26 protein-coding genes are annotated in these 24,272 nt (G+C 36.4%); 14 read left to right on the forward strand and 12 right to left on the reverse strand.

Translation table 11 applies throughout. The annotated features are described in order from the left end of the window. Position 1 precedes the first annotated feature (1 nt). The gene (locus H624_RS12630; RefSeq protein WP_156889175.1) at positions 2-151 is read left to right on the forward strand and encodes a hypothetical protein; all 150 of its coding nucleotides are present in this window, start codon (positions 2-4) and stop codon (positions 149-151) included. A gap of 254 nt (positions 152-405) precedes the next feature. Here H624_RS12630 and merB read toward each other — a convergent pair whose 3' ends face one another. From merB to merR, 8 genes are all read right to left on the reverse strand, one after another. After that, positions 406-1,059, reverse strand: a complete 654-nt coding sequence (merB, locus tag H624_RS0108340) for an organomercurial lyase MerB (protein ID WP_026867179.1) — start codon at positions 1,057-1,059, stop codon at positions 406-408. Between the two features lie 132 nt (positions 1,060-1,191). Then, the gene (merR2, locus tag H624_RS11925) at positions 1,192-1,581 is read right to left on the reverse strand and encodes a mercury resistance transcriptional regulator MerR2 (protein ID WP_051220548.1); all 390 of its coding nucleotides are present in this window, start codon (positions 1,579-1,581) and stop codon (positions 1,192-1,194) included. Between the two features lie 163 nt (positions 1,582-1,744). Next, complete coding sequence (locus H624_RS12635) at positions 1,745-2,257, reverse strand: hypothetical protein (RefSeq protein WP_156889176.1); 513 nt, start codon at positions 2,255-2,257, stop codon at positions 1,745-1,747. A 204-nt stretch (positions 2,258-2,461) separates the two neighbouring features. Beyond that, positions 2,462-4,105, reverse strand: a complete 1,644-nt coding sequence (merA, locus tag H624_RS0108355) for a mercury(II) reductase (RefSeq protein WP_026867180.1) — start codon at positions 4,103-4,105, stop codon at positions 2,462-2,464. 19 nt (positions 4,106-4,124) lie between these two features. Further along, positions 4,125-4,805 carry a cytochrome c biogenesis CcdA family protein gene (locus H624_RS0108360; RefSeq protein WP_026867181.1) on the reverse strand — a complete coding sequence of 227 codons (681 nt, stop codon included), beginning with the start codon at positions 4,803-4,805 and terminating at the stop codon, positions 4,125-4,127. Further along, positions 4,802-5,296, reverse strand: coding sequence for a TlpA family protein disulfide reductase (locus H624_RS11935; protein WP_026867182.1), 495 nt, complete (start codon positions 5,294-5,296; stop codon positions 4,802-4,804). Before H624_RS11935 ends, H624_RS0108360 begins: the two co-directional genes overlap by 4 nt. Before the next feature lies 1 nt (position 5,297). Further along, positions 5,298-5,582 carry a hypothetical protein gene (locus tag H624_RS0108370; protein ID WP_026867183.1) on the reverse strand — a complete coding sequence of 95 codons (285 nt, stop codon included), beginning with the start codon at positions 5,580-5,582 and terminating at the stop codon, positions 5,298-5,300. 27 nt (positions 5,583-5,609) lie between these two features. After that, positions 5,610-6,008: a mercury resistance transcriptional regulator MerR gene (gene merR, locus H624_RS0108375; protein ID WP_026867184.1), complete on the reverse strand. Its 399-nt coding sequence runs from the start codon at positions 6,006-6,008 to the stop codon at positions 5,610-5,612. A gap of 906 nt (positions 6,009-6,914) precedes the next feature. On the opposite strand from merR, the gene H624_RS0108380 reads away from it, so the two are divergent. The 9 genes from H624_RS0108380 to H624_RS11940 all read left to right on the forward strand — a co-directional run bounded on the left by H624_RS0108380 (position 6,915) and on the right by H624_RS11940 (position 15,939). After that, positions 6,915-7,283 (forward strand): ArsR/SmtB family transcription factor, encoded by a 369-nt coding sequence (locus H624_RS0108380; protein WP_026867185.1) that lies wholly within the window; start codon positions 6,915-6,917, stop codon positions 7,281-7,283. Next, entirely contained in the window at positions 7,276-9,681 is a 2,406-nt protein-coding gene (locus H624_RS0108385) for a heavy metal translocating P-type ATPase (protein ID WP_026867186.1), read from the forward strand. Before H624_RS0108380 ends, H624_RS0108385 begins: the two co-directional genes overlap by 8 nt. Before the next feature lie 53 nt (positions 9,682-9,734). After that, positions 9,735-10,352, forward strand: a complete 618-nt coding sequence (locus tag H624_RS0108390; RefSeq protein ID WP_026867187.1) for a CadD family cadmium resistance transporter — start codon at positions 9,735-9,737, stop codon at positions 10,350-10,352. A 409-nt stretch (positions 10,353-10,761) separates the two neighbouring features. Continuing rightward, on the forward strand, positions 10,762-11,295 hold the full coding sequence (gene resA / locus H624_RS0108395; RefSeq protein WP_026867188.1) for a thiol-disulfide oxidoreductase ResA: 534 nt from the start codon (positions 10,762-10,764) through the stop codon (positions 11,293-11,295). Positions 11,296-11,383: 88 nt separating this feature from the next. Further along, positions 11,384-12,088 carry a cytochrome c biogenesis protein CcdA gene (locus H624_RS0108400; protein ID WP_026867189.1) on the forward strand — a complete coding sequence of 235 codons (705 nt, stop codon included), beginning with the start codon at positions 11,384-11,386 and terminating at the stop codon, positions 12,086-12,088. Positions 12,089-12,197: 109 nt separating this feature from the next. Then, entirely contained in the window at positions 12,198-12,704 is a 507-nt protein-coding gene (locus H624_RS0108405; RefSeq protein WP_026859513.1) for a CueP family metal-binding protein, read from the forward strand. Between the two features lie 255 nt (positions 12,705-12,959). After that, a complete protein-coding gene (locus H624_RS0108410; protein ID WP_026867190.1) occupies positions 12,960-15,008 on the forward strand; it encodes a copper-translocating P-type ATPase in 2,049 nt (682 codons plus the stop codon). A gap of 108 nt (positions 15,009-15,116) precedes the next feature. After that, complete coding sequence (locus tag H624_RS0108415; RefSeq protein ID WP_026867191.1) at positions 15,117-15,548, forward strand: CopY/TcrY family copper transport repressor; 432 nt, start codon at positions 15,117-15,119, stop codon at positions 15,546-15,548. Between the two features lie 139 nt (positions 15,549-15,687). Beyond that, the gene (locus tag H624_RS11940; RefSeq protein ID WP_051220549.1) at positions 15,688-15,939 is read left to right on the forward strand and encodes a copper ion binding protein; all 252 of its coding nucleotides are present in this window, start codon (positions 15,688-15,690) and stop codon (positions 15,937-15,939) included. A 179-nt stretch (positions 15,940-16,118) separates the two neighbouring features. Here H624_RS11940 and H624_RS0108425 read toward each other — a convergent pair whose 3' ends face one another. Next, positions 16,119-16,742, reverse strand: coding sequence for a YdhK family protein (locus H624_RS0108425; protein ID WP_026867192.1), 624 nt, complete (start codon positions 16,740-16,742; stop codon positions 16,119-16,121). A gap of 707 nt (positions 16,743-17,449) precedes the next feature. Here H624_RS0108425 and H624_RS0108430 point away from each other — a divergent pair. Further along, the gene (locus tag H624_RS0108430) at positions 17,450-18,838 is read left to right on the forward strand and encodes a sensor histidine kinase (protein WP_026867193.1); all 1,389 of its coding nucleotides are present in this window, start codon (positions 17,450-17,452) and stop codon (positions 18,836-18,838) included. Continuing rightward, positions 18,831-19,502: a response regulator transcription factor gene (locus H624_RS0108435; RefSeq protein WP_026867194.1), complete on the forward strand. Its 672-nt coding sequence runs from the start codon at positions 18,831-18,833 to the stop codon at positions 19,500-19,502. Before H624_RS0108430 ends, H624_RS0108435 begins: the two co-directional genes overlap by 8 nt. A gap of 110 nt (positions 19,503-19,612) precedes the next feature. Here H624_RS0108435 and H624_RS0108440 read toward each other — a convergent pair whose 3' ends face one another. Next, a complete protein-coding gene (locus tag H624_RS0108440) occupies positions 19,613-19,939 on the reverse strand; it encodes a four-helix bundle copper-binding protein (protein WP_026867195.1) in 327 nt (108 codons plus the stop codon). Positions 19,940-20,142: 203 nt separating this feature from the next. Further along, positions 20,143-21,711 (reverse strand): multicopper oxidase family protein, encoded by a 1,569-nt coding sequence (locus tag H624_RS0108445; protein WP_026867196.1) that lies wholly within the window; start codon positions 21,709-21,711, stop codon positions 20,143-20,145. A gap of 402 nt (positions 21,712-22,113) precedes the next feature. Here H624_RS0108445 and H624_RS11945 point away from each other — a divergent pair, with 402 nt between their 5' ends. Beyond that, a complete protein-coding gene (locus H624_RS11945; RefSeq protein WP_240921803.1) occupies positions 22,114-22,632 on the forward strand; it encodes a recombinase family protein in 519 nt (172 codons plus the stop codon). Between the two features lie 4 nt (positions 22,633-22,636). After that, positions 22,637-23,941, forward strand: coding sequence for a site-specific DNA-methyltransferase (locus H624_RS11950; protein ID WP_035856809.1), 1,305 nt, complete (start codon positions 22,637-22,639; stop codon positions 23,939-23,941). Positions 23,942-24,019: 78 nt separating this feature from the next. On the opposite strand, the gene H624_RS0108460 is transcribed toward H624_RS11950, so the two are convergent. Then, on the reverse strand, positions 24,020-24,272 hold a 253-nt coding region (locus H624_RS0108460), incomplete at its 5' end, for an integrase core domain-containing protein (RefSeq protein WP_026867197.1).

Consider the following 24,272-nt stretch of genomic DNA (forward strand, 5'->3'; position numbering starts at 1 on the left):
TATGGCAACAAATAAAATAAAACAACAGGAGAAGAGAATTGATAAATGTTGCTATAAGATTGAGAGTACCAATTCGCCTGAAGAAATTAGTCATCAAGTTAAAGAGATACAAGGTTGTTGTAACAATATTGAGCAGCAAATAAAGGTGTGATAATCATGTTTCGTTGGATGAAAATGATGATGATGATGACTATGTGTGCCTTATGTGCTTTTAATGTCGTTAACAATGTATATCAATCCTATTTGTTAACAATAATTACTCAAAGAAAAAGATGCTAACCAAAATTAAGCATACGATAATTTTTTCAATTTATCTTGGTTGAATTTTTTTCAATATACAAAAAGCCGATGTCCTATTAGGATGCATCGGCTTTTTGGCTAACATAACGATAAGCGTATCTATTTTCAAATGTTACAGCAAGACCCATTGGTAGGGTCGACTTCCTCGTAACTCTTCCCCATAAGATTTCCAAGTTCAAAGGCATCTTCAACAGATAACACCTTTCCCCCTGGATGTTGGTTAAGCCAGTCCTGCGCTTCACTCGCTGAGCTGAAAAAATGGACTTCGTTGCAGAATGCCGAGCGAATTGACGACATATCATCCGGAGTAACTATCGAGACAACAGATGTGGAAGGTTCCACGCTTATAACGCGGTCAGGTTCCACCGTCAACTTTACAGGCTTGCCGGTGCCGTGGCAAGGCGACTCTATTTGGGCCTTGCGTCCGATGAGTTTTGGGAACATAAGTGTGTCAAGGGCACACCATGTATATAGTTCCTTCCCATCTACCTTGAATCGGTGGGGGGTAGGGACCAAGGTGAGACCAAAACCAACGACACGACGCTGTTCGTTTAGTTCCACGCTTGGTAGGGTCTGAAGAACCTTTCTCATTTCCTCGACAGGCTTCCCGGTCGCAGAAGCGATATCTTCAACAGTCACCGGCTCCCCCTCTGCTAGCATTTGTAACAACGGGTGGAAGAGCCACTTCATGGAGCCTGCTTCCCCTTGGTCAGACTGTTGGTCTATTCGGGTTGCTATTTGTTTAATTTCATTTTTCATATCTTTTTCCTCCTTAGCATTTTTGTTTAATCTTCATTATTGTTCCCGATGTTATATTCAAAAAATTTCCTGTCTATAGTTAGAATTTTACGAAGTGATCTCAGTAAAACCCTTTGTATTGTGTTTAATTCTTTAATGTCTAACTCCCTCCATATGATTGAATACCTCATTCGGTGTATCAAGAAACGATGCAACATGTTGACGTAATTTTTGTAGATCCTTGATATGCTCATCTATTTCAATAAGTTTCTCTTTTAATAAATGTTGAAGATGAGGTTCTACATCTACCGTATTTTTTTCAAAAATCACGATCAAATCTTTCATTTCCTCTAGTGATACGCCTAATGAACGGAGTTGTTTAATTCCATTGATACAAAATACATGCTCTTGATTATAGACGCGGTAATTGCCCTCGCTTCGCTTAATGGAAGGTAGGATCAATCCCTTTTCTTCATATAATCGAATGGCTTTTCGACTGACTCCTGTTTGTTGGGCTAGTTGACCAATCGTAAAACACTCCACTTCCTCCCCCCTTTCTTTAAATCATCAGCGGACTAAATAGATTATATAACCTTAACCTTAGGGTAAGGTCAAGGATAATTTTATACTTTAAACCATTTTAGTTTAATGAGGTGTAAATTTTATGAATACACTAGGAAATATATCTTTATTTAAATCGCCTATTCTATCTTTCACCATTCACAAAATCTCTTGCAAAATCCTCTGCTCCTCTCCATATTGTTTCGTGGTTTTGACCATCTATTGGATGTAACAGCCATAATCTTTCTGATGCTTTTGTATACAGTTCCTTTTTTGAATCGATATGAAAGGGTTTATTTATGAATCCTATTTTTTTCAGCGTGTCAAACTCTGAAAAAATTCGTTTCCCGTAAATTTCTTTATCGTCAATTGTAACCACATTGTTATGATTGGAAATGATATGTCCATTAAAAAGAATGAGGTGCATATCGTCTCCCAATTCCTCTATGTTCCAAGGCATTTCACTATTTTCTTCAATAAAAGACTGGAACTTATCGAAGAATTGTCTAATGTTTTTTCGAGAAAACTCACTTAGAACTAATGCAGTAAGCTCTCCATATGACGAAAGATGAAAGGCGGTTGCTATTTCAAGTGGACCATCTCCAATAATGATGGTCTCAAAATGTATATATGGATCAATGGAGCAACATCCAGCCATGTTAATCATCCTTTCTTTTAAACGACCCGTACATTATTATATCTAAAATTCCTATAATTACTAAAATAATTCTGACTATTTGTTGAACTTGAATAAATAAGGTGGATCATACAGCAATTGACTTATCGAAATTCAAAAATTCATACATGATAATACCTTTTTTCAGTATTCAAAAAGGGAGAGATTTTCTCCCTCCCTGAATCTCTACCCTGCACAACAAGATAATTTACTTACATCTTTATCCAATGTTAAGGCTGCAAGTTTCAAGCCTTCAGACATCGTTAGATAAGGAGCCATCGTATTTCTTAAATCATCAGCTGTTAGACCGAACTGAACAGCTAATGTCGCCCCATAAATCACTTCACCTGCATTTTCGGCAACTACATGTGCACCGACGATTTTCTTAGTTTGGTTATCAACAACCAGTTTAAAGACTCCATTAGTTTCACGGTTTACTAGTGCTCTAGGTACACTATTTAGTGGAAGTACGGAAGTCTTTACATCATTTCCTTGATCCTTGGCTTGTTGTTCAGTTAAACCAACTGTGGCAATGGATGGGTTAGTAAATGTTACTCCCGGTACAAAGCGTAGATCCACTTTCTTATTGGCAGCTCCTAGTGCGTTTTCTACAACAATTCCACCTTCGTATGCTGCCACATAAACAAATTGTGGGCCTAATGTCACATCACCTGCTGCATAGATGTTTGGATTGCTCGTTTGTAGGTAATCATTGACAACAACTTCTCCTCTTTTACCTATTTCAACACCTGCAGCTTTTAAATTGAGTGATCCTGTGTTCGGTCTTCTTCCAGTAGCAACCAATAACTGATCGGCTTCAATGACTCGTTCTTCACCATTCACTTCAATATAGACTTTTTTCATATTACCGTTTTGTTCAACCTTTTTGTAGGTGACTCCGGTGATAAAATTTAGCCCTTGTTTGGTTAATGCTTCATCGACGGCTTCTGAGATTTCAGGATCATATTCTTTTAGAAGTCGTTCACTTCGTTGCATCAACGAAACTTCTGAGCCTAAGTTATGAAACAGTTGTCCTAACTCCATCGCAATATATCCAGAACCGATAACGGCTAACTTTTTCGGAACTTCCTTTAACTCTAAAGCCGTTGTGCTTGTGAGAAAGTTCACCTCTTTTAGTCCAGAAATATTTGGAATAGATGGGGATGCCCCCGTTGAAATAAGGAACTTGTTTGCTATATATTTTTGACCGTTCACTTCAACCGTGTTCTCATCAATAAATGAGGCTTCGCCACGAATCAAATCAATACCATATTCATCGATAAGATCTACATATTTTTGTTGTCTCATACCCTCAACGAGTTTATCCTTATTCTCAGTTAATGTAGCCATATCCACTGATTCGGCTTTTGTATTCAAACCACCAAAAGGGTTTTTTCCTGCCAAGTGATTGATTTCGCCGGCACGAAGCATTGTTTTAGAAGGTACACATCCTATATTGACACATGTACCGCCAATGGTTCCTCGCTCAACCATGGCTACTTTAGCCCCTTTTTCAACAGCTTTGATCGCAGCTGAAAAAGCCGAACCACCGGAACCAATGATAAGTAAGTCATAATCGCCTTCATTACCTAACACCACATTTTCTTGTGATGATATTTCTTCTATTTCTCCAGGTTGATATTTCGCCTCATCAATAGCCTTTTTTGCACTTTCAATCCCAATATCATCGGGTAATTCAAATAATACTTCACCGTGACGAAAACTAGCTTCTACATTCTTGGCACCAATATTTTCAAGTGCAACTGCTACATGTTCTTCACAACCCATACAAGTCATGCCACTAACTTTCATACTGATTTTCTTAGTCATTTTTTAACACTCCTTTTAATTATCGAAATATGCCACCCGGACCAATTCCCCAATAATAAGAAATATAAATTCCTGAAATTAAAATAACAATGGAGGAAATAAATTGGATCATTGCCATATTTTTAGAAAGTAATTGTTGGACATATCTTTTTGAAACCAAAGAAACAATGGTTATGGAAGTAACGACAACACCCATACCGATTGAGTACACAATAAATTTAAGTATAACCATCAATAACGAATTACCTTGCATAGATTCAGTGAGTACAAATAAAAAGGCTGGCAACGTACAACTTAATGATGTGATTCCATAAGCAATACCATAGAAATAAACTGATCGTTTACCTTGTTTAATATTAACTCTTAAAGGTAGAGAAACTTTTTTTCCAAGCAACATCCCTAGTCCTAAAAGAAAGATAAGTACGCCCATTAGAAATGACCAAATTGGAAAAACATTGATTAAAGCTCTACCTAATAACGATAATAGAAAACCGGCTATCACAAAAATAGTTAGAAATCCCAACGTCATAGACAATCCTAACCATAGCCCCTTTGATATTGTCCTTATTAAGGAACGCCTCGTTTCAACCTCTCCTTCACCAATTAAATAACTAATATATGAAGGCAACATAACAATCCCGCAAGGATTAAACGCAGCAACCATTCCTGCTGAAAAAATAAAAATAAAGGGAACCGTCATGAACTACTCACTCCAATACGTGTTAGTTCCTTTTGTAAATCATCAAAAGAAGGGTTAACCGCGTGATATATAACTTCTTGATTGCTATCTATCAAAAAAACTTCTTCCAATTGTTTTACTTGATACTTTTTAGTGAGTTCATATTCTTTATCGATTAAATGTGTCCATTCTCCACCATATTGACGTTGGAAATCCTTTAAATCTTGTTCTGTATCTCGTTGGGGATCCATATCAACAGTTATAAGTTGAACATTGTTTCCATATTTATTATGAATCTGTTTAAATACCTTTTCCCCTGCTACACAAGTCGGACACCAAGATGCCATGAAATAAATGAGTGTTGGCTTCTCGGAACTTATTTTCTCGGAACTTATTGGTTGTGTTTTTTCATTGTTTATCGTGTTGGTTCCATTGGATATTCCACATGCTGAGAGACTTACAATAATGAGAGCTGGTAATAAAATTTTTTTAAAGAACAATACTGATTTCAAATCACTCTCCCCCTTTTTCTTCTGTTTCATTGAATTTAGAATGGCAACAATCCGACTGACATGTATTACGACTACCTCTTCTTTTTACCAACATAATCAGTCCGACAATTAACAAAACAGCACCAAATATCCAAACTTCTTTTCCTATTAAGAAAGCACCCATAGAACTCAATCCAATTGCAATTAAAAGGATTGGTAAAGCGCAACATAGAACCAACAATGCTGGTATTCCTAAAAACAATAATTTATCATTATCCTTTACATTTTTTCGCTTTTGTACAGTCAATTTACATCACCTGCTAAAAAGTTGATTTTAACCCTCAAACATTTTCTCAATAATAGGGCAAGAATATAAATATTCTTCATTCGGACAACATTCTTTTAAATCATTCAACATATTCTCAACACGCATTAAATCTCTAATTTGTTGTTGTACTTCATCAACTTTTTGAGAAACGAACTCATACATATCCGAACACCGCACATCATCCTTATCTACAACACCAAGCAACTTGTGGATTTCACTTAAAGAAAAACCAAGCTCTTGCATCCGTTTAATAAACCATACACGCTTAACATCATCATCTGAATATATCCGATAACCAGCTTTCGTTCGGGAAGGTTCTTGTAATAAATTTTTTTGTTCGTAATATCTAATCGTCTCTTTATTTACCCCACATTTTTCTGCAAATGCAGTAATACGATAACTCACATAGTTCACCTCTAAATAATAATAAACCGCGTACCATAGTACGCGGTCAAGTATAATACATTTTTCTTCTTCAAGTGTCTTGCTTGTACTTTAAGGGAGCCTATCAACTCCACTTGGTTATTATTGTGATCTACTCAAACATTATAGTCAAATGACCATTTGATTGTATTTGTTATTCCTTTAAATAGTGACATAAATGAACCCGTCGGGAAAATAAGCTTAGCGTTGTAAATCTGCATTTTCCTGACGGGATTACTTCAAGAAATAGTAATCATACTATTACTAAGGAAGCAGAGCATCGAGTCTAACTTCCCTTTGAATTATTATGAATTTAGAGACTTTAAATAACTCCTATTAACTTAGACTCCGCTGGTTCACACGGTTCGATCCATCTTGCCCAAAAACAATACGTGTTTCAATTCCACCAATACATACCGAAGTACACTTATCTGACCTTTTTCTGTAACAAGAAATTGCATCGCGTTTATAAAAGTACAACTTTTATCGTCCTAAGAACCATACATTCTATTCTTCCAATAAACGACCGTTTATTGAAACATTTTAGGTAGTTATATTTTCAGTTTGTCATTTTTAAAGATAAATTGCATATATTTTAAGTTTTATTCTGCATAACTAACTTTAAAACGAGCTGTCTTCTTGAAAAGATAAGCTCTGGACTTTTTAACTATAGTGCAAGTTATCGCCTAAATCAGTGCAAAATAACATCGAAAGTCACAATAAAGTTCACTTACGATATCGTAATTTCTTTCAGCTTTATTTCAGAAAATTCTTTCTATGTCGAGAAAAACTTATACAAATTTATTATTATTCAAACATCTGCTTGAATAAAGAAAAACAAGATGTTATGCTATATTCAAACAAATATTTGAATGATGAGGTGTATGTATGAATAAGAAAGAAACATGTGAAGTTTTTTGTTATGACGAAGAAAAGGTTAACCGGATGCAAGAGAATTTACAAACTGTAGATATTGCCGGTATATCACAGATGCTTAAGGCTATTGCCGATGTGAATAGGGCAAAAATCACCTATTCCTTATGCAAGGAAGAGGAATTATGCGTCTGTGATATCGCAAATATACTCGGTGTGACTGTAGCAAATGCATCTCATCATTTACGCATGCTCTACAAAGAAGGCATCGTTACATTCAGGAAAGAAGGGAAACTCGCGTTCTATTCACTGGAAGATCAGCATATTAAAGAAATCATGACGATTGCATTAATACATAGGAAAGAAGTGATAACCAATGTCTGAAGGGATTGCAGAGCTGACTGAAGAAGAAAAAAAAGTTTACCGTGTTCAGGGGTTTTCCTGTGCGAACTGTGCAGGGAAATTTGAGCGCAATGTGAAGAAACTACCTGAAGTTCAAGATGCGAAGGTGAATTTTGGCGCATCAAAAATTTCTGTATATGGTTCTGCAACGGTTGAGGAACTGGAAGAAGCAGGAGCATTTGAAAATCTCAAAGTGGTGCCTGAAAAGTCTAGTCGTCAAGCGCAACCAGAAGTTAATAAAGAAAAAAATGTTTACCGTGTTCAGGGGTTTTCCTGTGCAAATTGTGCTGGCACATTTGAGAACAATGTGAAGAAACTACCTGAAGTTCAAGATGCGAAGGTGAATTTTGGCGCATCAAAAATTTCTGTATATGGTTCTGCAACGGTTGAGGAACTGGAAGAAGCAGGAGCATTTGAAAATCTCAAAGTGGTGCCTGAGAAATCCCGGGAAGAAAGTGGACAAGACAAAAAAGAAAAGGAAGTAACCATTCCATTTTATAAAAAGCACAGCACTCTGCTCTATTCGCTACTGTTTATCGCTTTTGGCTTCATTTCAATGTTGGTGAATGGTGATGACAATATTCTTACACCACTGCTATTCATCACTTCCATGATTGTCGGAGGGGCTTCAATGCTGAAAACGGGTCTCCAGAATTTAGTCCGGTTTGAATTTGATATGCGAACCCTGATGACAGTCGCAGTGATTGGCGGTGTCATCATCGGAGAATGGGCCGAGGTCGCCATTGTTGTCATCTTGTTTGCCATCAGCGAAGCGTTGGAGCGTTTCTCGATGGATCGAGCAAGGCAATCCATCAGTTCATTGATGGATATTGCTCCTAAAGAGGCACTTGTCAGACGCAACGGACAGGAAATGACAGTGCACGTCAATGATATTGCTGTGGGCGATATCATGATTGTTAAGCCTGGACAGAAAATTGCTATGGACGGCGTAATTGTCAATGGCTACTCTGCAATCAACCAGGCAGCAATCACAGGTGAATCAGTGCCGGTTGAAAAATCGATCGATGATGAAGTATTTGCAGGGACACTGAACGAAGAAGGCTTACTGGAAGTTAAAATCACTAAATTGGTTGAAGATACGACCATTGCCAAAATCATTCATCTGGTGGAAGAAGCACAAGGTGAGCGTGCTCCTGCCCAGGCATTCGTTGATAAATTTGCAAAATATTATACGCCTGCCATTATGGGTGTCGCAGTGCTGGTTGCGATTGTACCCCCGTTATTTTTCGGTGCGAGCTGGTCCACTTGGGTGTATCAAGGGTTAGCGGTTCTCGTTGTAGGTTGTCCTTGTGCATTGGTCATTTCTACTCCGATATCCATTGTTTCAGCAATCGGAAATGCTGCCAAGAAGGGAGTCCTTGTAAAAGGCGGGGTCTACCTCGAAGAAATGGGTGGATTAAAGGCCATTGCATTTGATAAGACCGGCACACTCACAAAGGGCGTCCCGGTTGTAACTGATTATCGTTTAATCGACAATGCAATTGATGAAAAGGAAATGCTGGCAGTCATCACAGCATTGGAATATCGTTCCCAACACCCATTGGCATCAGCAATCATAAAGAAAGCGGATAGCAATAATGTTCCCTATTCCGATATACACGTCGAAGACTTTTCTTCCATTACGGGCAAAGGGATAAGGGGTAAGATCAATGATAAGATGTATTACATTGGCAGCCCGGCATTGTTTAAAGAGATACAGGCAGCCAATTTCAGCAATACAATTGAAAAGGATGTCAAAACGCTTCAGAAACAAGGGAAAACGGTCATGCTTGCGGGCACAGAGAATGCCGTCCAAGCAATCATTGCGGTTGCCGATGAAGTACGCGAATCAAGTAAAGAAGTGCTTCAGAAACTGCATCAGGCAGGCATTAAAAAAACGATCATGCTTACAGGTGACAACCATAGTACCGCCAATGCCATCGGTGAACATGTCGGTGTCACAGATGTTCGATCTGAATTGCTGCCACAGGATAAACTCGATGTAATCAAACAATTGAAAACCGAATATAATCATGTGGGAATGGTCGGAGACGGTGTTAATGATGCTCCGGCATTGGCAGCTTCCACAGTTGGCATCGCCATGGGTGGGGCCGGTACAGATACAGCCCTTGAAACAGCAGATGTTGCTTTAATGGGCGATGATCTAAAAAAATTGCCATTCACCGTTAAACTGAGCCGCAAAACGTTGAACATCATCAAAGCGAACATCGCCTTTGCCATTGGAATCAAGCTTATTGCTCTGCTGTTGGTGATTCCAGGCTGGTTGACACTCTGGATTGCGATCCTCTCAGATATGGGTGCCACGGTATTAGTCGCACTCAATGGTTTGAGACTCATGCGTGTGAAGGAAGATGAATAGGTTTTGAATCTCTTCACTTTGAATCGAAATTTTAAAATATTGGAGATGGAAGAATGATTGTAACGGCATTTACAGCTGCTGCGGTTTACGTAGCAACAGGCATCGATTACCTTATTATATTGATTCTTCTGTTCTCACAAGTGAAAAAGGATCAGATAAAGCATATTTGGATCGGTCAGTATATAGGAACGGCAATTATCATTGGTGTGAGCCTTCTGGTCGCTTTGGGGGTTGCCAATCTGGTTCCCCAACAATGGATGATTGGTTTGCTTGGGCTCCTGCCCCTTTACCTGGGTATAAAAATATGGATTCAAGGTGAAGAAGACGAAGATGAAGGCAACATTCTCTCCCTTTTCTCTTCAGGCAGATTCAATCAATTATTCATAACGGTCACTTTCATTGTACTGGCTTCCAGTGCGGATGATTTCGCTATCTATATACCGTACTTTACGACTTTAAATATGATGGAAATCATTATTGCCGTCATTGTTTTCATGATCATGGTTGGTGTTCTATGTCTAATCAGCTATCGATTGGCTTCCTTGAATTTTGTTTCAGATAAAATCGAAAAATATGAACGATGGATCGTTCCAATCGTCTTTATAGGATTAGGAATTTATATCCTATTTGAAAATGGCACATTCAACGCTCTGTTCTCATTCGTATTTTAATAGAAAATTTTATAAGCCGATATCTCTCTTTTAATGTGAGATATCGGCTTCATTTTATTGCAAAATAAAGTCAAAAGTCACAGCAATCAATATTTGTATAATAAGGATCTACTCAAAACATCCGATTTTCATAAGCAAATTTATCTGGCTTATTTTAGTGTTGAATTTAAATTTATTCATAATTTGAAATGTCACATTAAATACTAATAAAATGCACAGTTTCTTTAAAAATTTGATTTAAGCTAAATAATTAGAGGGGAATTTTTTAATAGCTAAAATTGGTAATAAGACTAGTGTACGAATGATTTCTTATTCTAATAGAATAGTAAGTTTGTTTGAAAATTATCTTTCAAAATTAACTATGTATGAGGTGCAAGATGAAAGTAATTGCTACTGGAGGTGTAAGAGTATGAAGAAAAAAACAAGGAAGATTCTAAGAATCAGTATTATACTGAGTGTCATTATTTTGTTAGGTGTGACCTTATGGTTCAACTTAACTTCTGATACAAAAGCCTTACAAGTAGGCGATGAATCAATTGATTTTCAATTGGAGACGTTAAATGGTGATTCAATACAATTATCGGATATCAATTCAGAAAAAGGTGTTATTTTGAATTTCTGGGGGACTTGGTGTAAGCCGTGTCGTGAAGAAATGCCTGATATGAACCGAATTTATAATGAAGGACATGAAGACTATGAAATCATTGCAGTAAATGTTTCTGAGGATGAGCAGCAGATTAATCAGTTCTTATCCAGTTTAGATGAAAAACTTAATTTTCCAGTTGCATTGGATCGCAATAGAGAAGTGACTAAAGCGTATCAAGTAGGCCCACTGCCAACGACAATAGCAATCAATAAAAACGGCATTGTTGTGGAGAAGAAAGAATATCAGTTAACTGTAGATGATATTTATAGATTTGTAGAACAATCATCTTCTGAATAGGATGAGAGTTTATAGGATTGAAAGAAATAAAATGTGGAAGAAATTCGTTCGGATTATTTAAAAGATGCAATATGAATGGAGTGTTTTTTTGGGTAGTGAAATGACTTTCTTTCTTGCATTTGGAGCTGGTTTTTTAAGTTTTGTCTCACCTTGTGTGCTTCCAGTATTTCCTGCTTTTATCTCTTACATAACAGGAATGAGTTATAATGAAGTAGAAAATCAAAAATTCAATGCACGCGCAATATTCCACACAATTTTCTTTCTTGTGGGATTCAGTTTGTTCTATATAGCATTAGGGTTTGGCACGGCCTTTTTAGGCGGAATATTGATTGACCATGCGAACCTGATTAGACAACTAGGTTCAATCCTGATTATTATCTTCGGGCTTATCATTACCGGTGTGCTTAATTTTAATTTCCTGATGAAAGAGAGAAAAATACAATTCAAAAATAGACCGTCTGGATTTTTAGGTTCAACTTTAATAGGTATGGCATTTGGTGCCGGATGGACTCCGTGCAATGGACCAATTATCGGAGCTATTTTCGCAATGAGTGCAAGCGCACCTAACGATGCTTTAATGTTGATGATTGTCTATTGTCTAGGCTTTGCAATTCCATTCTTTATATTGAGCTTTTTCGTATCTCGTACACGCTGGATGCTGAAATACTCGAATACGATTATGAAAGTTGGTGGGGTCATCATGATATTAATGGGTGTACTTCTGTATTTTGATGGATTGACTCAGATTATTATTTGGCTGCAGCCGTACTTTGGAAATTTTCAAGGCTTCTAATTATGAATACATTAAATGACTTGTTTATATAACTTTCATAGAAATGATATATTATTATAAAATTTGTTTAAAAATTATTGTTAAAATTAAATATCAAGGAGGAATCTGGATGAAAAAATATTTAATGCCAGTTTTGATGGGCGTAATCTTTATTTTAACAGGTTGTAGTGATGACTCAGCATCGAACGAATCAAATATTAAAGAAATGGTTTCGGAATTAAGCGCTAGTAATATTGTAGAATCAGCATCTATAAATGATAAAACACTTATTGTTAAAGATAGTGGAGATGAGAATGTCTATACTTTGCCTGACGATGAATTTTTTGTATCTATTGCACCATACATCTCATATACACATCCTTGTGAATTTCATAGCTTAACAGGTTGTCAGGGAGAGCTGATGAATGAAGAGATGGATGTAAAAATTACAGATGAAGATGGAGAAGTTCACGTTGATGAGAAGTTGACTACCCTTGAGAATGGTTTCTTGGATTTTTGGCTGCCAAGAGATAAAAATTACTCTTTAGAAATTAATTATGATGGAAAAAAAGTTGAATCTAATTTTTCAACTTTTGAGAATGACAGCACCTGTCTGACAGATTTACAGCTTAAATAATATTATTAAATGCAGATTACCCAATGCTATTTAGTGTCGTGGAATCTGCATTTTTAATTCAATGTTAAATCTCAGAGTAGCAGTTAATTTATTTTTACTTAGTTTTTAAATACATGTAGTGGATAGTTTCTGCACATATATTTTTTATAATAAACTTAGTAAATTAACAGCTTGACAAATAACGATTACAGACGTAAACTTAAGTTAATAAATCGATTACAGTTGTAGTCGTATTATAATGTAGGAGGGGAAAAAATGAATAAAGAAGGTAATCATAATCATGCTGAGCATGAAGAAAATCATCATAACCATGAGGAGAGCCACGAATCCCATAATCATAGCGGACACGATCATCATGCGCATATGGTGACAGATTTTCGTAATAAATTCTTCATTATCCTGATATTCACAATTCCAATTGTACTTCTATCTCCGATGATTCAAAATTTCATAGGTGTGGATTGGCAATTTACTGGAGATAGTTATATTGTGGCAGCGTTGGCCACGTTCGTTTATTTCTACGGGGGTTGGCCATTCATTAAGGGCGCTTACGATGAATTGAAAAACAAAGAACCAGGCATGATGACATTAATAGCAATGGCGATTTCTGTCGCTTACTTCTATAGTATGGCAGTTGTTTTTGGATTCAATGGGGAAGAAATTTTCTGGGAGCTGGCAACTCTTGTATTAATCATGCTTCTGGGACATTGGATTGAAATGCGAGCTATTAACAATGCTTCCAAGGCTCTGGAATCCCTCGCATCATTAATGCCTGATACGGCAAACCGTATCACTGAAAATGGTGAAACAGAAGAAGTTCAGATTGATGATATTAAAGCGGGTGATTTACTATTAGTAAAACCCGGAGAAAAAATGCCGCTGGATGGTAAAATCGTTAAAGGAAAGTCGCAAGTTGATGAATCAATGTTAACGGGTGAATCTGTTCCAGTTGGAAAATCCGTTGATGACAAGGTCATTGGAGGTTCAATAAACAGAGAAGGTTCTCTCACTATTGAAGTGGAGAAACTGATGAATGAATCTTATCTGACACAAGTTATAGATATGGTTAGAGAATCACAACGTACTAAATCGAAAACTCAGGATGTAACTAATAAAGCAGCTAAATGGTTATTCTATATCGCTTTAGCTGCCGGTATCATCACATTTATCGTTTGGATAAGTATTGGAGCAACTATAGATACTGCTATCATGAGATTGGTAACAGTTTTGGTTATTGCTTGTCCTCATGCTTTAGGTCTGGCAGCACCGTTGGTTATTTCAGTATCTACATCACTTGCTGCAAAGCACGGTTTGTTAATTCGAAAACGTCCACAGTTTGAAAAGGCTCGTAAAATTAACGCTGTGATCTTCGATAAGACGGGTACTTTGACTGAGGGTAAATTTGGTGTTACAGATATACAGACTTTCAATAATATTGACGAAAATATCCTTTTAAGTTATGCAGCAACAATAGAAAATGACTCGGAACACCCTATTGCGAGAGGTATACTCAATGAAGCCAAGTTAAAAGAACTTGAATTGCTTGAAATGTCAAATTTCAATTCAATTACTGGTGTAGGAATTGAAGGGACGATTGATGATAAACAAGTCAAAGTAGTGAGTCCGGGATATGTACGTAAACAAAAAATAGATTTTGACGATAAGAACTTTAATAAATGGTCAGAACAAGGTAAGACGGTAGTTTTTCTTTTGGTAAACGAAGAATTAGCAGGTGCCATTGCACTGGCAGATAAGATTAAGGAAAGTTCTAAGCAGACAATAGAACAGCTGCATAAGAGAAATATTAAAGCTATAATGTTGACCGGAGATAACCAAAAAGTCGCAAATTATGTCGCAGAACAAATTGGGATTGATGAAGTCTATGCTGAAGTAATGCCCAATGAGAAAGCAGATAAAGTGACAGAAATCCAAGAACGTGGTTTGGTTGTTGCAATGACAGGTGACGGAATCAATGACGCACCGGCATTGACTAAAGCAGATGTTGGTATCGCAGTGGGTGCAGGCACAGATATCGCGATGGATAGTGCAGACATCGTTCTCGTTGACAGTAATCCGAAAGATATTCTTGCAATATTCAGCCTATCTAAAAAAACATATAATAAACTGGTACAGAATCTGATTTGGGCAACCGGATATAACGTGATTGCTCTCCCATTGGCAGCAGGAGTACTGGCGCCTTGGGGGATAATACTCAGTCCGGCTGTAGGTGCGATTTTGATGAGTCTCAGTACAATCATCGTTGCAATCAATGCGCAGTTACTTCATAGATTTGAAGTAGAATAAAATAAATGCCGACAAATCCTTACTTAAGGATAGTCGGTATTTTAATTCTTTACTGTATGAAATATGAAAGACATCTTAAAAATACTTGAAAAAATTAGAGGTGAAAATATGACCAAAGCAATTGATTCAAATATCACAGATTCCGAATGGGAAGTGATGCGGGTCGTTTGGGCACAAAACAAAACTACGAGTAAAGATATTAGAGATATTATAGAAAATAAAAAGAATTGGAAACCGGCCACGACCAAAACACTTATTGGGAGACTTGTTGATAAAGGTGTATTAAACACAGAAAAGGACGGCAACAAATACATTTATTCAACTAATTTAAAAGAAAGTGACTTTCTCAAAAGTATACTTGAACAAACTTTCGATAATATATGTAATAAAGACATTGGAAAAATTATTGCAGATTTAATTTCAAAATCAACATTAAGCTATATAGATATAGAAGAGTTGGAAAAAGTGTTAGAGATGAAAAAAGAGGATGCAGTTGACGCAGTGCCATGCAATTGTGTTCCAGGTCAATGTAATTGTTAATCAGCAGTAGACAAAATTAATAAATTAAGACAGATAATTGATTTGTTAAATAAAAAATGAAAAAGGGTAAAATACCTACCATGGGTATATTGAAACTTTCGTATAAAATAATATAATAAAATTTTAAGGAGAAATTTATATGTCAAAAGTAACACTTAATGTAGAAGGTATGTCATGTAGGGCTTGCGTTAATAAAGTCGAAGAGAGCGTCGGTCAATTAAATGGCGTTGAATCAGTTAAAGTTCAAATTCCTGAAGGTAAAGTAGATGTAACATTTAATGACAGTACAATTAATTTGGCAGACATCAAAGGTGCTATTCAAAATACCGGCTACGAGATTAAAGAGGATATTGATAAAGAAGATGGTTCTGCGTGTTCATGCTGCAGCTAGTTAATGACAAAAGATTTTAAGAATTTAGAGTATCATTTTTTTATGTCATATTGATTCTATATAATAATTGTAGAAAGAGACCAAGATAAAAAATCCGGCAAATCTTAATTCAAGATTTGCCGGATTTTTTCTTTGTAATCAGGAATCCATGCTTTTATCCTATATTACTATTCACTAATTTATTCCACAGGTGCCAGTTCACTTTCTGTAACCCACTTATGATTCTGAACTTCTTCTTCAGTATCTATTGTAACGAAATCCACCATATAGACAGTGGTCTCTTCAGCAGAATCAATCGTAGCCGTTGCACCTTCCATGCCTTCCATGTGTGATGCATTCATTACTGCTTCATCGCCTGGTTCTAATGGGGCTTCTCCCGGTTCTTCCAATTCTTCATGAATGACCCATTTATGATCTTCTACCAGTTCTTCGCCGTTCGTCGGTGTGTATGAGACAGTATAGACAGTGGTGTCAAAAGCACCGGAAATTGTTGCTTCAGCACCATCCATACCTTGCATGTGTTCTGCTTCAATAATCGCTTGACTTCCAACTGCATAAGTTGGATTTTCTGCTTCTTTCAAGTCTTCAGGTACTTCACCGGAACTGGACATCTCATCAGCTGAATGTTCCATATGACCTCCGGAATCTGATTCCATGTCCATTTCCTCCTCAGATCTGGACTCTGTTTCAGTGCTTTGGCTTTCTTCATCTTCATTAGGCTGAGTTTCCCCATTACCACAGGCAGCCATTAAAAATACAGCGAATATGGAAAGAAGCCCTAATAATATTTTGTTTTTAACCATGTATATACCCTCCATTTTATTAGTTCTACTGATAACTCTACCCATAACTTTTGCAGTTTACGTGCAGATTCAATGAAAAATAAATGTATTTAATCAAGAATAATATTACCGACTCGACATATTGGATTTCAATTTAAAGGTTTATTAACCGTGGATGATATCTCAGCGCTTCCTTCAAATCTGCACGAAAAATCGATATTTAAATAATAAAATGTATAAAGAGAGTAGCGAATCATGATACCAAGAAAATTAATAATTAATACTATAATATTATCATCTATATTTTTAGCGGGATGCGGTAAAATCACTCATGTAACTTCGAGTTACCCTTTAAATTTAAAAAGTTTTGACGGTCAGGTGTTATACTTAGTCATACATTTTTCAGACTAAAACTTCGTTGCAGCTGCTACCTCTGCTAGATTATTTTTATCGAAAGATACTGGAGATGAAAGATGATGGTATTTTGTATGTTGCAATCAATCCACAGAACGAAGATGAGTTAGCAATCTAGACTATAAGCAGAAATAGTTATGTGTCTAATGACGGCTCATAAGAACAGTGGAAGAAAATTTTAGTTGTGGGCAAAGTAAAATAAGCTGAATTATTCATAATAAAAATACTACTTTTCTATATAATATGACTAATGAACAAAATGATAAGATGATCTATTACGATTTATGCTGTTGCAGAAAACTGAGGAGGCTTTTATGTTCAATAAATTAGCTTTAAAAATCGGACTTTTGTTTTTTCTGGTGATTCTTATTATTGAAATCATATTATTCTATATCCTATATACAAATCTGGTCGCTGATCGTGTGGAGGAAGTGATGGGGGATTTATTGGCCCGGGGGAATACACACAGAGACGTATTGGAAGAAAACTATACAACCACGACATTGGAACATGTTGCGATTATGGAGTCAGAATCAGATTTTATTGTGGTGATAACAGATGAGAATGGAGAGATAATCACCAATTCTGATCCGGTTGAACCAGAAATGATAACTGTTATTGAACATACTGATTATGGTGAAATACCACAAGAAGGAGTTATCCTGAAATCAAATTGGTCAGAAGAAAAATATGTCTCTACAGACAGCCCCCTAACTTTTAACGAAACTCATAGCGGGCATGTTTTTATGTTTGCTGAAAGTGATAGCATCGAACGGATTATTGATCATCTCAGCCATAAGTTTTGGCTTGTGGGTCTATTGACTTTACTTCTGACTGTTATAACGGTGTTTATTCTTTCCAGAGTTATTACCCAACCGGTATTGAGGATGAAAAAAGCGACAGAACAATTAGGTAGAGGCAATCATAACGTGGAATTGTATACACATCGAAAAGATGAGCTTGGAGATTTGGCGACTTCGATTACTTTGCTGTCGCAAGATCTGGAACGTTTAAAAAACGAGAGAAATGAATTTTTAGGGAGTATATCGCATGAGCTACGAACACCTTTAACCTATATGAAAGGGTATACGGATATTATTAGCAGAAAAGAAATATCCACGACGGACAGGAATAGATACATTAAAATCATTCAGGAAGAAACAGAGCATTTAGCAGACCTGATAAAAAATCTGTTTGAATTAGCTAAAATCGATCATAATGAATTTGCCATCACAAAAGAGAGGGTAGTATTTAGCGCTTTGATTGAGACGGTTTTAGCACGAATCTATCCAGCGCTCAATGAAAAAAAGATAGAGCTTTTCTTTCATTGTCCGGACAACTTGGTTGTTATGGCAGATCCCGAAAGAATTCAACAAGTTATATTGAATATATTAGATAATGCAATAAAGTATACTCCCGAGAAAGGTCATATCACAATGGAAGTGATTCAAAATAAAAATGAAATTTTAACAACTATTTCAGATACAGGAGAAGGAATCCCAGAAGAAGATATACCCTTTATATACGATCGACTGTATCGTTCTGAAAAGTCTAGATCCCGGGTAAGCGGAGGGTCTGGTCTCGGGCTGACAATCGCTAAAGAAATTGTGGCGTTGCATGGTGGCGAGATTGGAGTAGAAAGTACACTCGGCAAGGGGACTGTTTTCGTCATATCTTTAAAGAAGGAGAATGTAAATGAATAAAGTGCTGTTAATCGATGATGAAGAGAGAATGCTCGAACTGTTGACATTATACTTGAAACCTTACCCTTATTTTTGTCGAAAAGCAGTAGGTGCAAAAGCAGGGCTTAAGTTTGTTAAAGAAGAGAAGTTTGATCTTATTCTACTGGATATCATGATGCCTGAAATGAATGGATGGGAAGTATGCAGAGAAATACGGCAATACTCAGATGTACCTATTATCATGGTGACTGCACGTGAGCAGAAAGAAGATATTGTAAAAGGACTCAAGCTGGGTGCAGATGACTATATCACAAAACCTTTTAATGAAGAAGAATTGGTTGCAAGAATGGATGCATTACTAAGAAGAACAAGACCTGTCAACCGGATTGAAGTCGAAAGACTGTTATGGGACGAAGATCAATTTGAACTATCCTATAAAAAACAGCTTGTAAAATTAACACCAAAAGAATTTGCAATCATTGGATTACTCATGAAAAATCCAGGAAGGGTATTTTCTAGAAATCAATTGATTGATTTAGTGTGGGGCATGCATTCTGAAACGGAAGGACGTACTGTGGATTCCCATGTTAGAAATATGCGGGAAAAAATTCGGGAAGTCGGCTTTCCTATCGATGATTACTTTCACACGGTGTGGGGCGTTGGTTACAAATGGATTAAAAATTAAAAAACACTTTCAATATTAGAACGTTAGACTGATTGCTTTTGTTCTATTAATAAGAAACGCCATGCCAGAATTATTATCTGACATGGCGTTTTTTCTATATAAGTTTTATTTTAAGCGATTTCCTTACAAGCTTCTGCACATTTAAAGCACGCTTCTGCACATCTCTGACAGTGTTCGTGGTCGTGTTTCTGACATTCATTTCCGCAAGCTTCGCAAATTTTGGCGCATACTGCTGCTAAATCAGAAGCAAATGGTGTACCTCTCATTAATGCTTGTTCCAGAAATGCACAGATATCTGCACATTCACGGTCCAGACGGATGCATTCCGCCATCATATTTACGTCCTCTTCTCTCAAACACGCATCGTAGCAGTGGTTACAGGCTTCCATACATTCATGTAACGTCTGAATCAGTTGTTGGTGTTGTTCATGAGCCATTGTAAATACCTCCTATAGATTTAAATACGCTTGCATTAATTGAATTCCCATCCATTTCGCATATAAACCGATATTGGTAAACTCCATAGAAAATGCACATAATTTTAATGATGATTGTCCTTCTCCACTTATTCAATAATGTAATTCGCCTAGAAAAATCAAAAAATAGTTCCTTTTTTATTATTAGATTGAAGATTTGGATCTTATTCTACTTTAACCTGTCCCATCATCCCATTGTCCTCATGTTCAAGTATGTGACAGTGGAACATATATATGCCTTTATTTTTAAACTGAATGGCAATTTTCACAGTCTCATCCGGGGCAACGGAAAAACTATCTTTCCAGCCTCTTTCGTTCTCAGGTGGTGCTTCTCCATTCCTGGAAAGGATTTTAAACTGAGCACCATGGATGTGGAACGGGTGAATCATGCCGCCCATCATGTCTGGTTTATTATAGATTTCCCATACTTCGGTGACACCTTGTTCCTGCGTAAAATCAATTCTTTCAGAGTCAAATTTTTTACCATTTATCGTTACCTGATCCATCATGCCGAAAAGTTCAATTTCTTTTGTTACTGGTAAATTCTTTTCTTCTTCCGTAACTGAAAAGTCATTCATTTCATCAGGTATATCTATGGTTTTACCTGTTTGATCTGTGATTTCAAAAGGTAAGAGCGTGGTACCTTCTTCGTTTACTAAAGCAATCTCTTCATTAGTTTTAACTTGTGAGAAGTCAATGACTATTTCGGCCCGTTCTGAAGGCGTGAGTGTGATTTCTTGCATTGAGACCGGTTCATTTAAAAATCCGCCTTCCGTTGCGACTTGTACAAAAGAATCTTCTGTATTTAGTTTAACGGTGTAGTTTCTTGCATTTGAGCTATTTAAAAGTCGAAGCCTTACTTTTTCTTTATCTACAGTTAATTTTGGATTTAATGTTCCATTAATTAATGATGTATCTCCGACAGTGCCATCTTCATTTGCTGCTGCTTTATAATTCAACTGTTTTTCGTCATCAAAGACTCTGTCCTGGAAAATGAGAGGAATGTCATTTTCTCCATATTCACTTGGTAATTCGAGATTTTTTGAATTTTGGTCCTCGATATAAATTAACCCAGCAAGTCCGTTGTACACTTGTTCAGAGGTTTTTCCTTCCGGGTGGGGATGGAACCACAATGTGGCAGCTTCCTGTGTCACTTCAAATTCAATAGTACTCTCTTCGCCTGGCTCCAATACATTGTGTGGACCACCATCGTCATTCCCTGGCACTTCCAATCCATGCCAGTGAAAAGTGGTATTTTCATTGAGTTCATTGATTAAGTTTATTTTCACAGTATCTCCTTTTTCAAATTGAAGCATGGGACCTAGAAACGAGTCATTATAGCCATATGTTTTTGTTTGAACGCCATCAAATATTTCTGTTTCTCCTTTTTGCGCGCGTATTGTATACTCAGTTCCTTTGTTGCTGTCGCTTTTGAGTACAGGGGGGATATTCAGTTCATTCTCTCCTGTCGAATCAATTAGACTTACCACATCATCATGATCCATATGACCATTACCCATGGAACCATTATTCATTTCTCCTTCACTGGAGGAGTTATTCATATTTTCTTCCATAGAATTTTCATTGTCCTCATTCATATTCATCTGTTCATTTGAATCCTTTCCATTGTTAGTATCTTCTACAGATGCTTCTCCGTCATTGCTTGTACAAGCTGATAAAACAATGACCATCATCAGAGAAAACAAACTTATCAATAGGTTCTTTTTTCTCATACTTTACAATCCCTTCTTTCTACTTTTAATAAAGAACTTGTCATTCCTTTATGTATTAGACTAGATTATAATTTTCGAGAATCCGTGCATAAAATGAGTATTTAATATGACAAAAACTACATGTAAAATTAAGTTTAAAAAACGACCGTTTATTGGAACATCAGGAAGAGAACAAACATAGTTGATTTTACTATAGATTGAAAGTACAAAAACCCGTACAATTATCTTTGTACAATATTTTAAAAACTTATTGAGTTTTTGTACTATAGCCAAAGCTTATGAATGCTAATTAGAGTATAGAATACATATAACCCCCCACTAAGAGAAACATAAGGAGGAAAAATTATGAGCAAAGTTGGTTATGCCAGGGTCAGTACGAGAGATCAGAATTTAAATAGTTAAATTGATGTCTTAAATAAATATGGTTGTAATCGAATATTTTCCGAAAAGGTAAGTGGCAAGAAATATAAAAGAACAGAGCTTGACAAATGTCTCGACTACCTACGTAAAGGGGATACTTTAGTAATCACAAAGTTAGATCGACTCGGACGTACAACGAAACAATTAATAGAACTATCTCAATACCTCGATGAAAAGAATATAGATTTGGAAATAATAGATATGAATATTAATACCAAAGATGCAATGGGGAGGATGTTCTTCACTATGATGAGTGCTTTTGCAGAGCTCGAAGCAAATCTATTGAGTGAAAGAACGAAAAAGGGTTTAGAATCTGCTCGATCAAGAGGTAGAATGGGAGGAAGGCCTAAATTTCCGAAAGATAAAAGGGAAATGGTCATTTCTCTGTATGAGAGTGAGAAATACACAATAAATGAAATCATCAGGATGACAGGGGTATCAAGAGGTACCATCTATAACATGATTAATAGCAAGTCTGAGAAAAAGATCGGAGAGAAATGATTTTATGGAAACAAAGCTCCAGCAAGAGATAAATAATGTTCTAAAAGTATTTCCTGAATATTGGCATGAAGATATATTATTGAAGAATAAGTTGATTGAAGATATACGTTCTTACAATGAAAAATTAATAGAAGCTCTTCTATCGAACGAATCGATAAGAGATACATATTCCCTCGAGCTACCGTCGGGCTTAGTTTTTAAGATAGAAGAGTTCATCAGTATGCTACGTTTCAAAAACTACTGGGATAACAGCTACACAAAATATACAAATGAAATTGGTCTCACCAGTGAAAATAAGTATTTTAAGTATAATTCTGATGTAGTTCTAGATTTTCCGCACAAAGATGGTGTTTTAGAAGGAGGAATGACGACAGAAGAAAAAGGGAAAGACGAAGTTTATTATCATAACACCTTAGCCAAAGAAGAGATTGATACACTTTTAGCTCCTAAAATTCTAACTAATATTATCAAATATGCTAAAAACGAAGAGACGAATTTAGATAAATTCTCAGATAAAGATAATTTGATTCTAAAAGCTAATAATCTTATTGGATTATATTCATTGAGAGAACGTTACGCGGGGAAAGTAAAGTTAATTTATATAGATCCACCTTACAATACTGGTGGAGATAGTTTTAAATATAATGACCAGTTCAACCATTCTACGTGGTTGGTATTTATGAAAAATCGGTTGGAAGCCGCCAAAGAACTATTGAGTCCTGATGGTTCTATATGGATTAATATCGATGATAATGAGTCACATTACGCAAAAATATTGATGGATGAAATATATGGTAGAAACAATTTTGTTGCTAATATAGTTTGGCAAAAAAGAACCTCTCCTGATTCTAGAATCTCTTTAGGAGCTGCGCACGATAATATATTAGTCTATGCAAAAGATATTAATTTATTCAAACCAACAATTAATAAAGTTCCTTTGTCAGAAAAGAGGATTTCAGAATACAAAAACCCAGATAATGATATAAATGGCCCTTGGGTCTCTGTAGATATGACAGGGCAAACAGGACATGCAACTAAAAGCCAATTTTACAATGTCACACTCCCAAACGGTACGATAATATCTCCTCCTTCCAATAGATGTTGGGCGATAAGTGAAAAAGAATTTGTAAACCTTAGAAAACAAGGAAGGATTTGGTTTGGTATTAATGGTGATTCACGTCCAAGATTGAAAAAATATTTGAGTGAGTCAGATGGTGCAACAAGTTGGACTTGGTGGACGAATGGTGATGTTGGACATAACCAAGAAGCAAAAAAAGAAATAAATAAAATATTGTCTGATGTGGAGTGACCTGATGTCACTTAAGTTTACAGTTGAATAAAATAAATTTTTCTCTGGGATATGAACATGTTCATATCTCAGTTTTTTTTATGCAGCCACACGACGAAGTTCGATTGGTGTCAAACCAAACAGCACATCTTGTGGTCGTTCATGGTTATAAAAATGGATATAATGATTGAGATCTTCCACCAGGTGTTGGTAGGTGGCATAGCCACCTGACTTTCTAACTAAGTGATAACGCTCTGATTTTAACTTACCAAAAAATGACTCCATCGGCCCATTATCAATACATTTCCCCACTCTAGACATGCTCTGAGTCATCTGATTCACATTTAACAGT

It is taken from the genome of Jeotgalicoccus marinus DSM 19772, assembly GCF_000425825.1.
In the GTDB taxonomy this organism is placed as follows: Bacteria; Bacillota; Bacilli; order Staphylococcales; family Salinicoccaceae; genus Jeotgalicoccus; species Jeotgalicoccus marinus.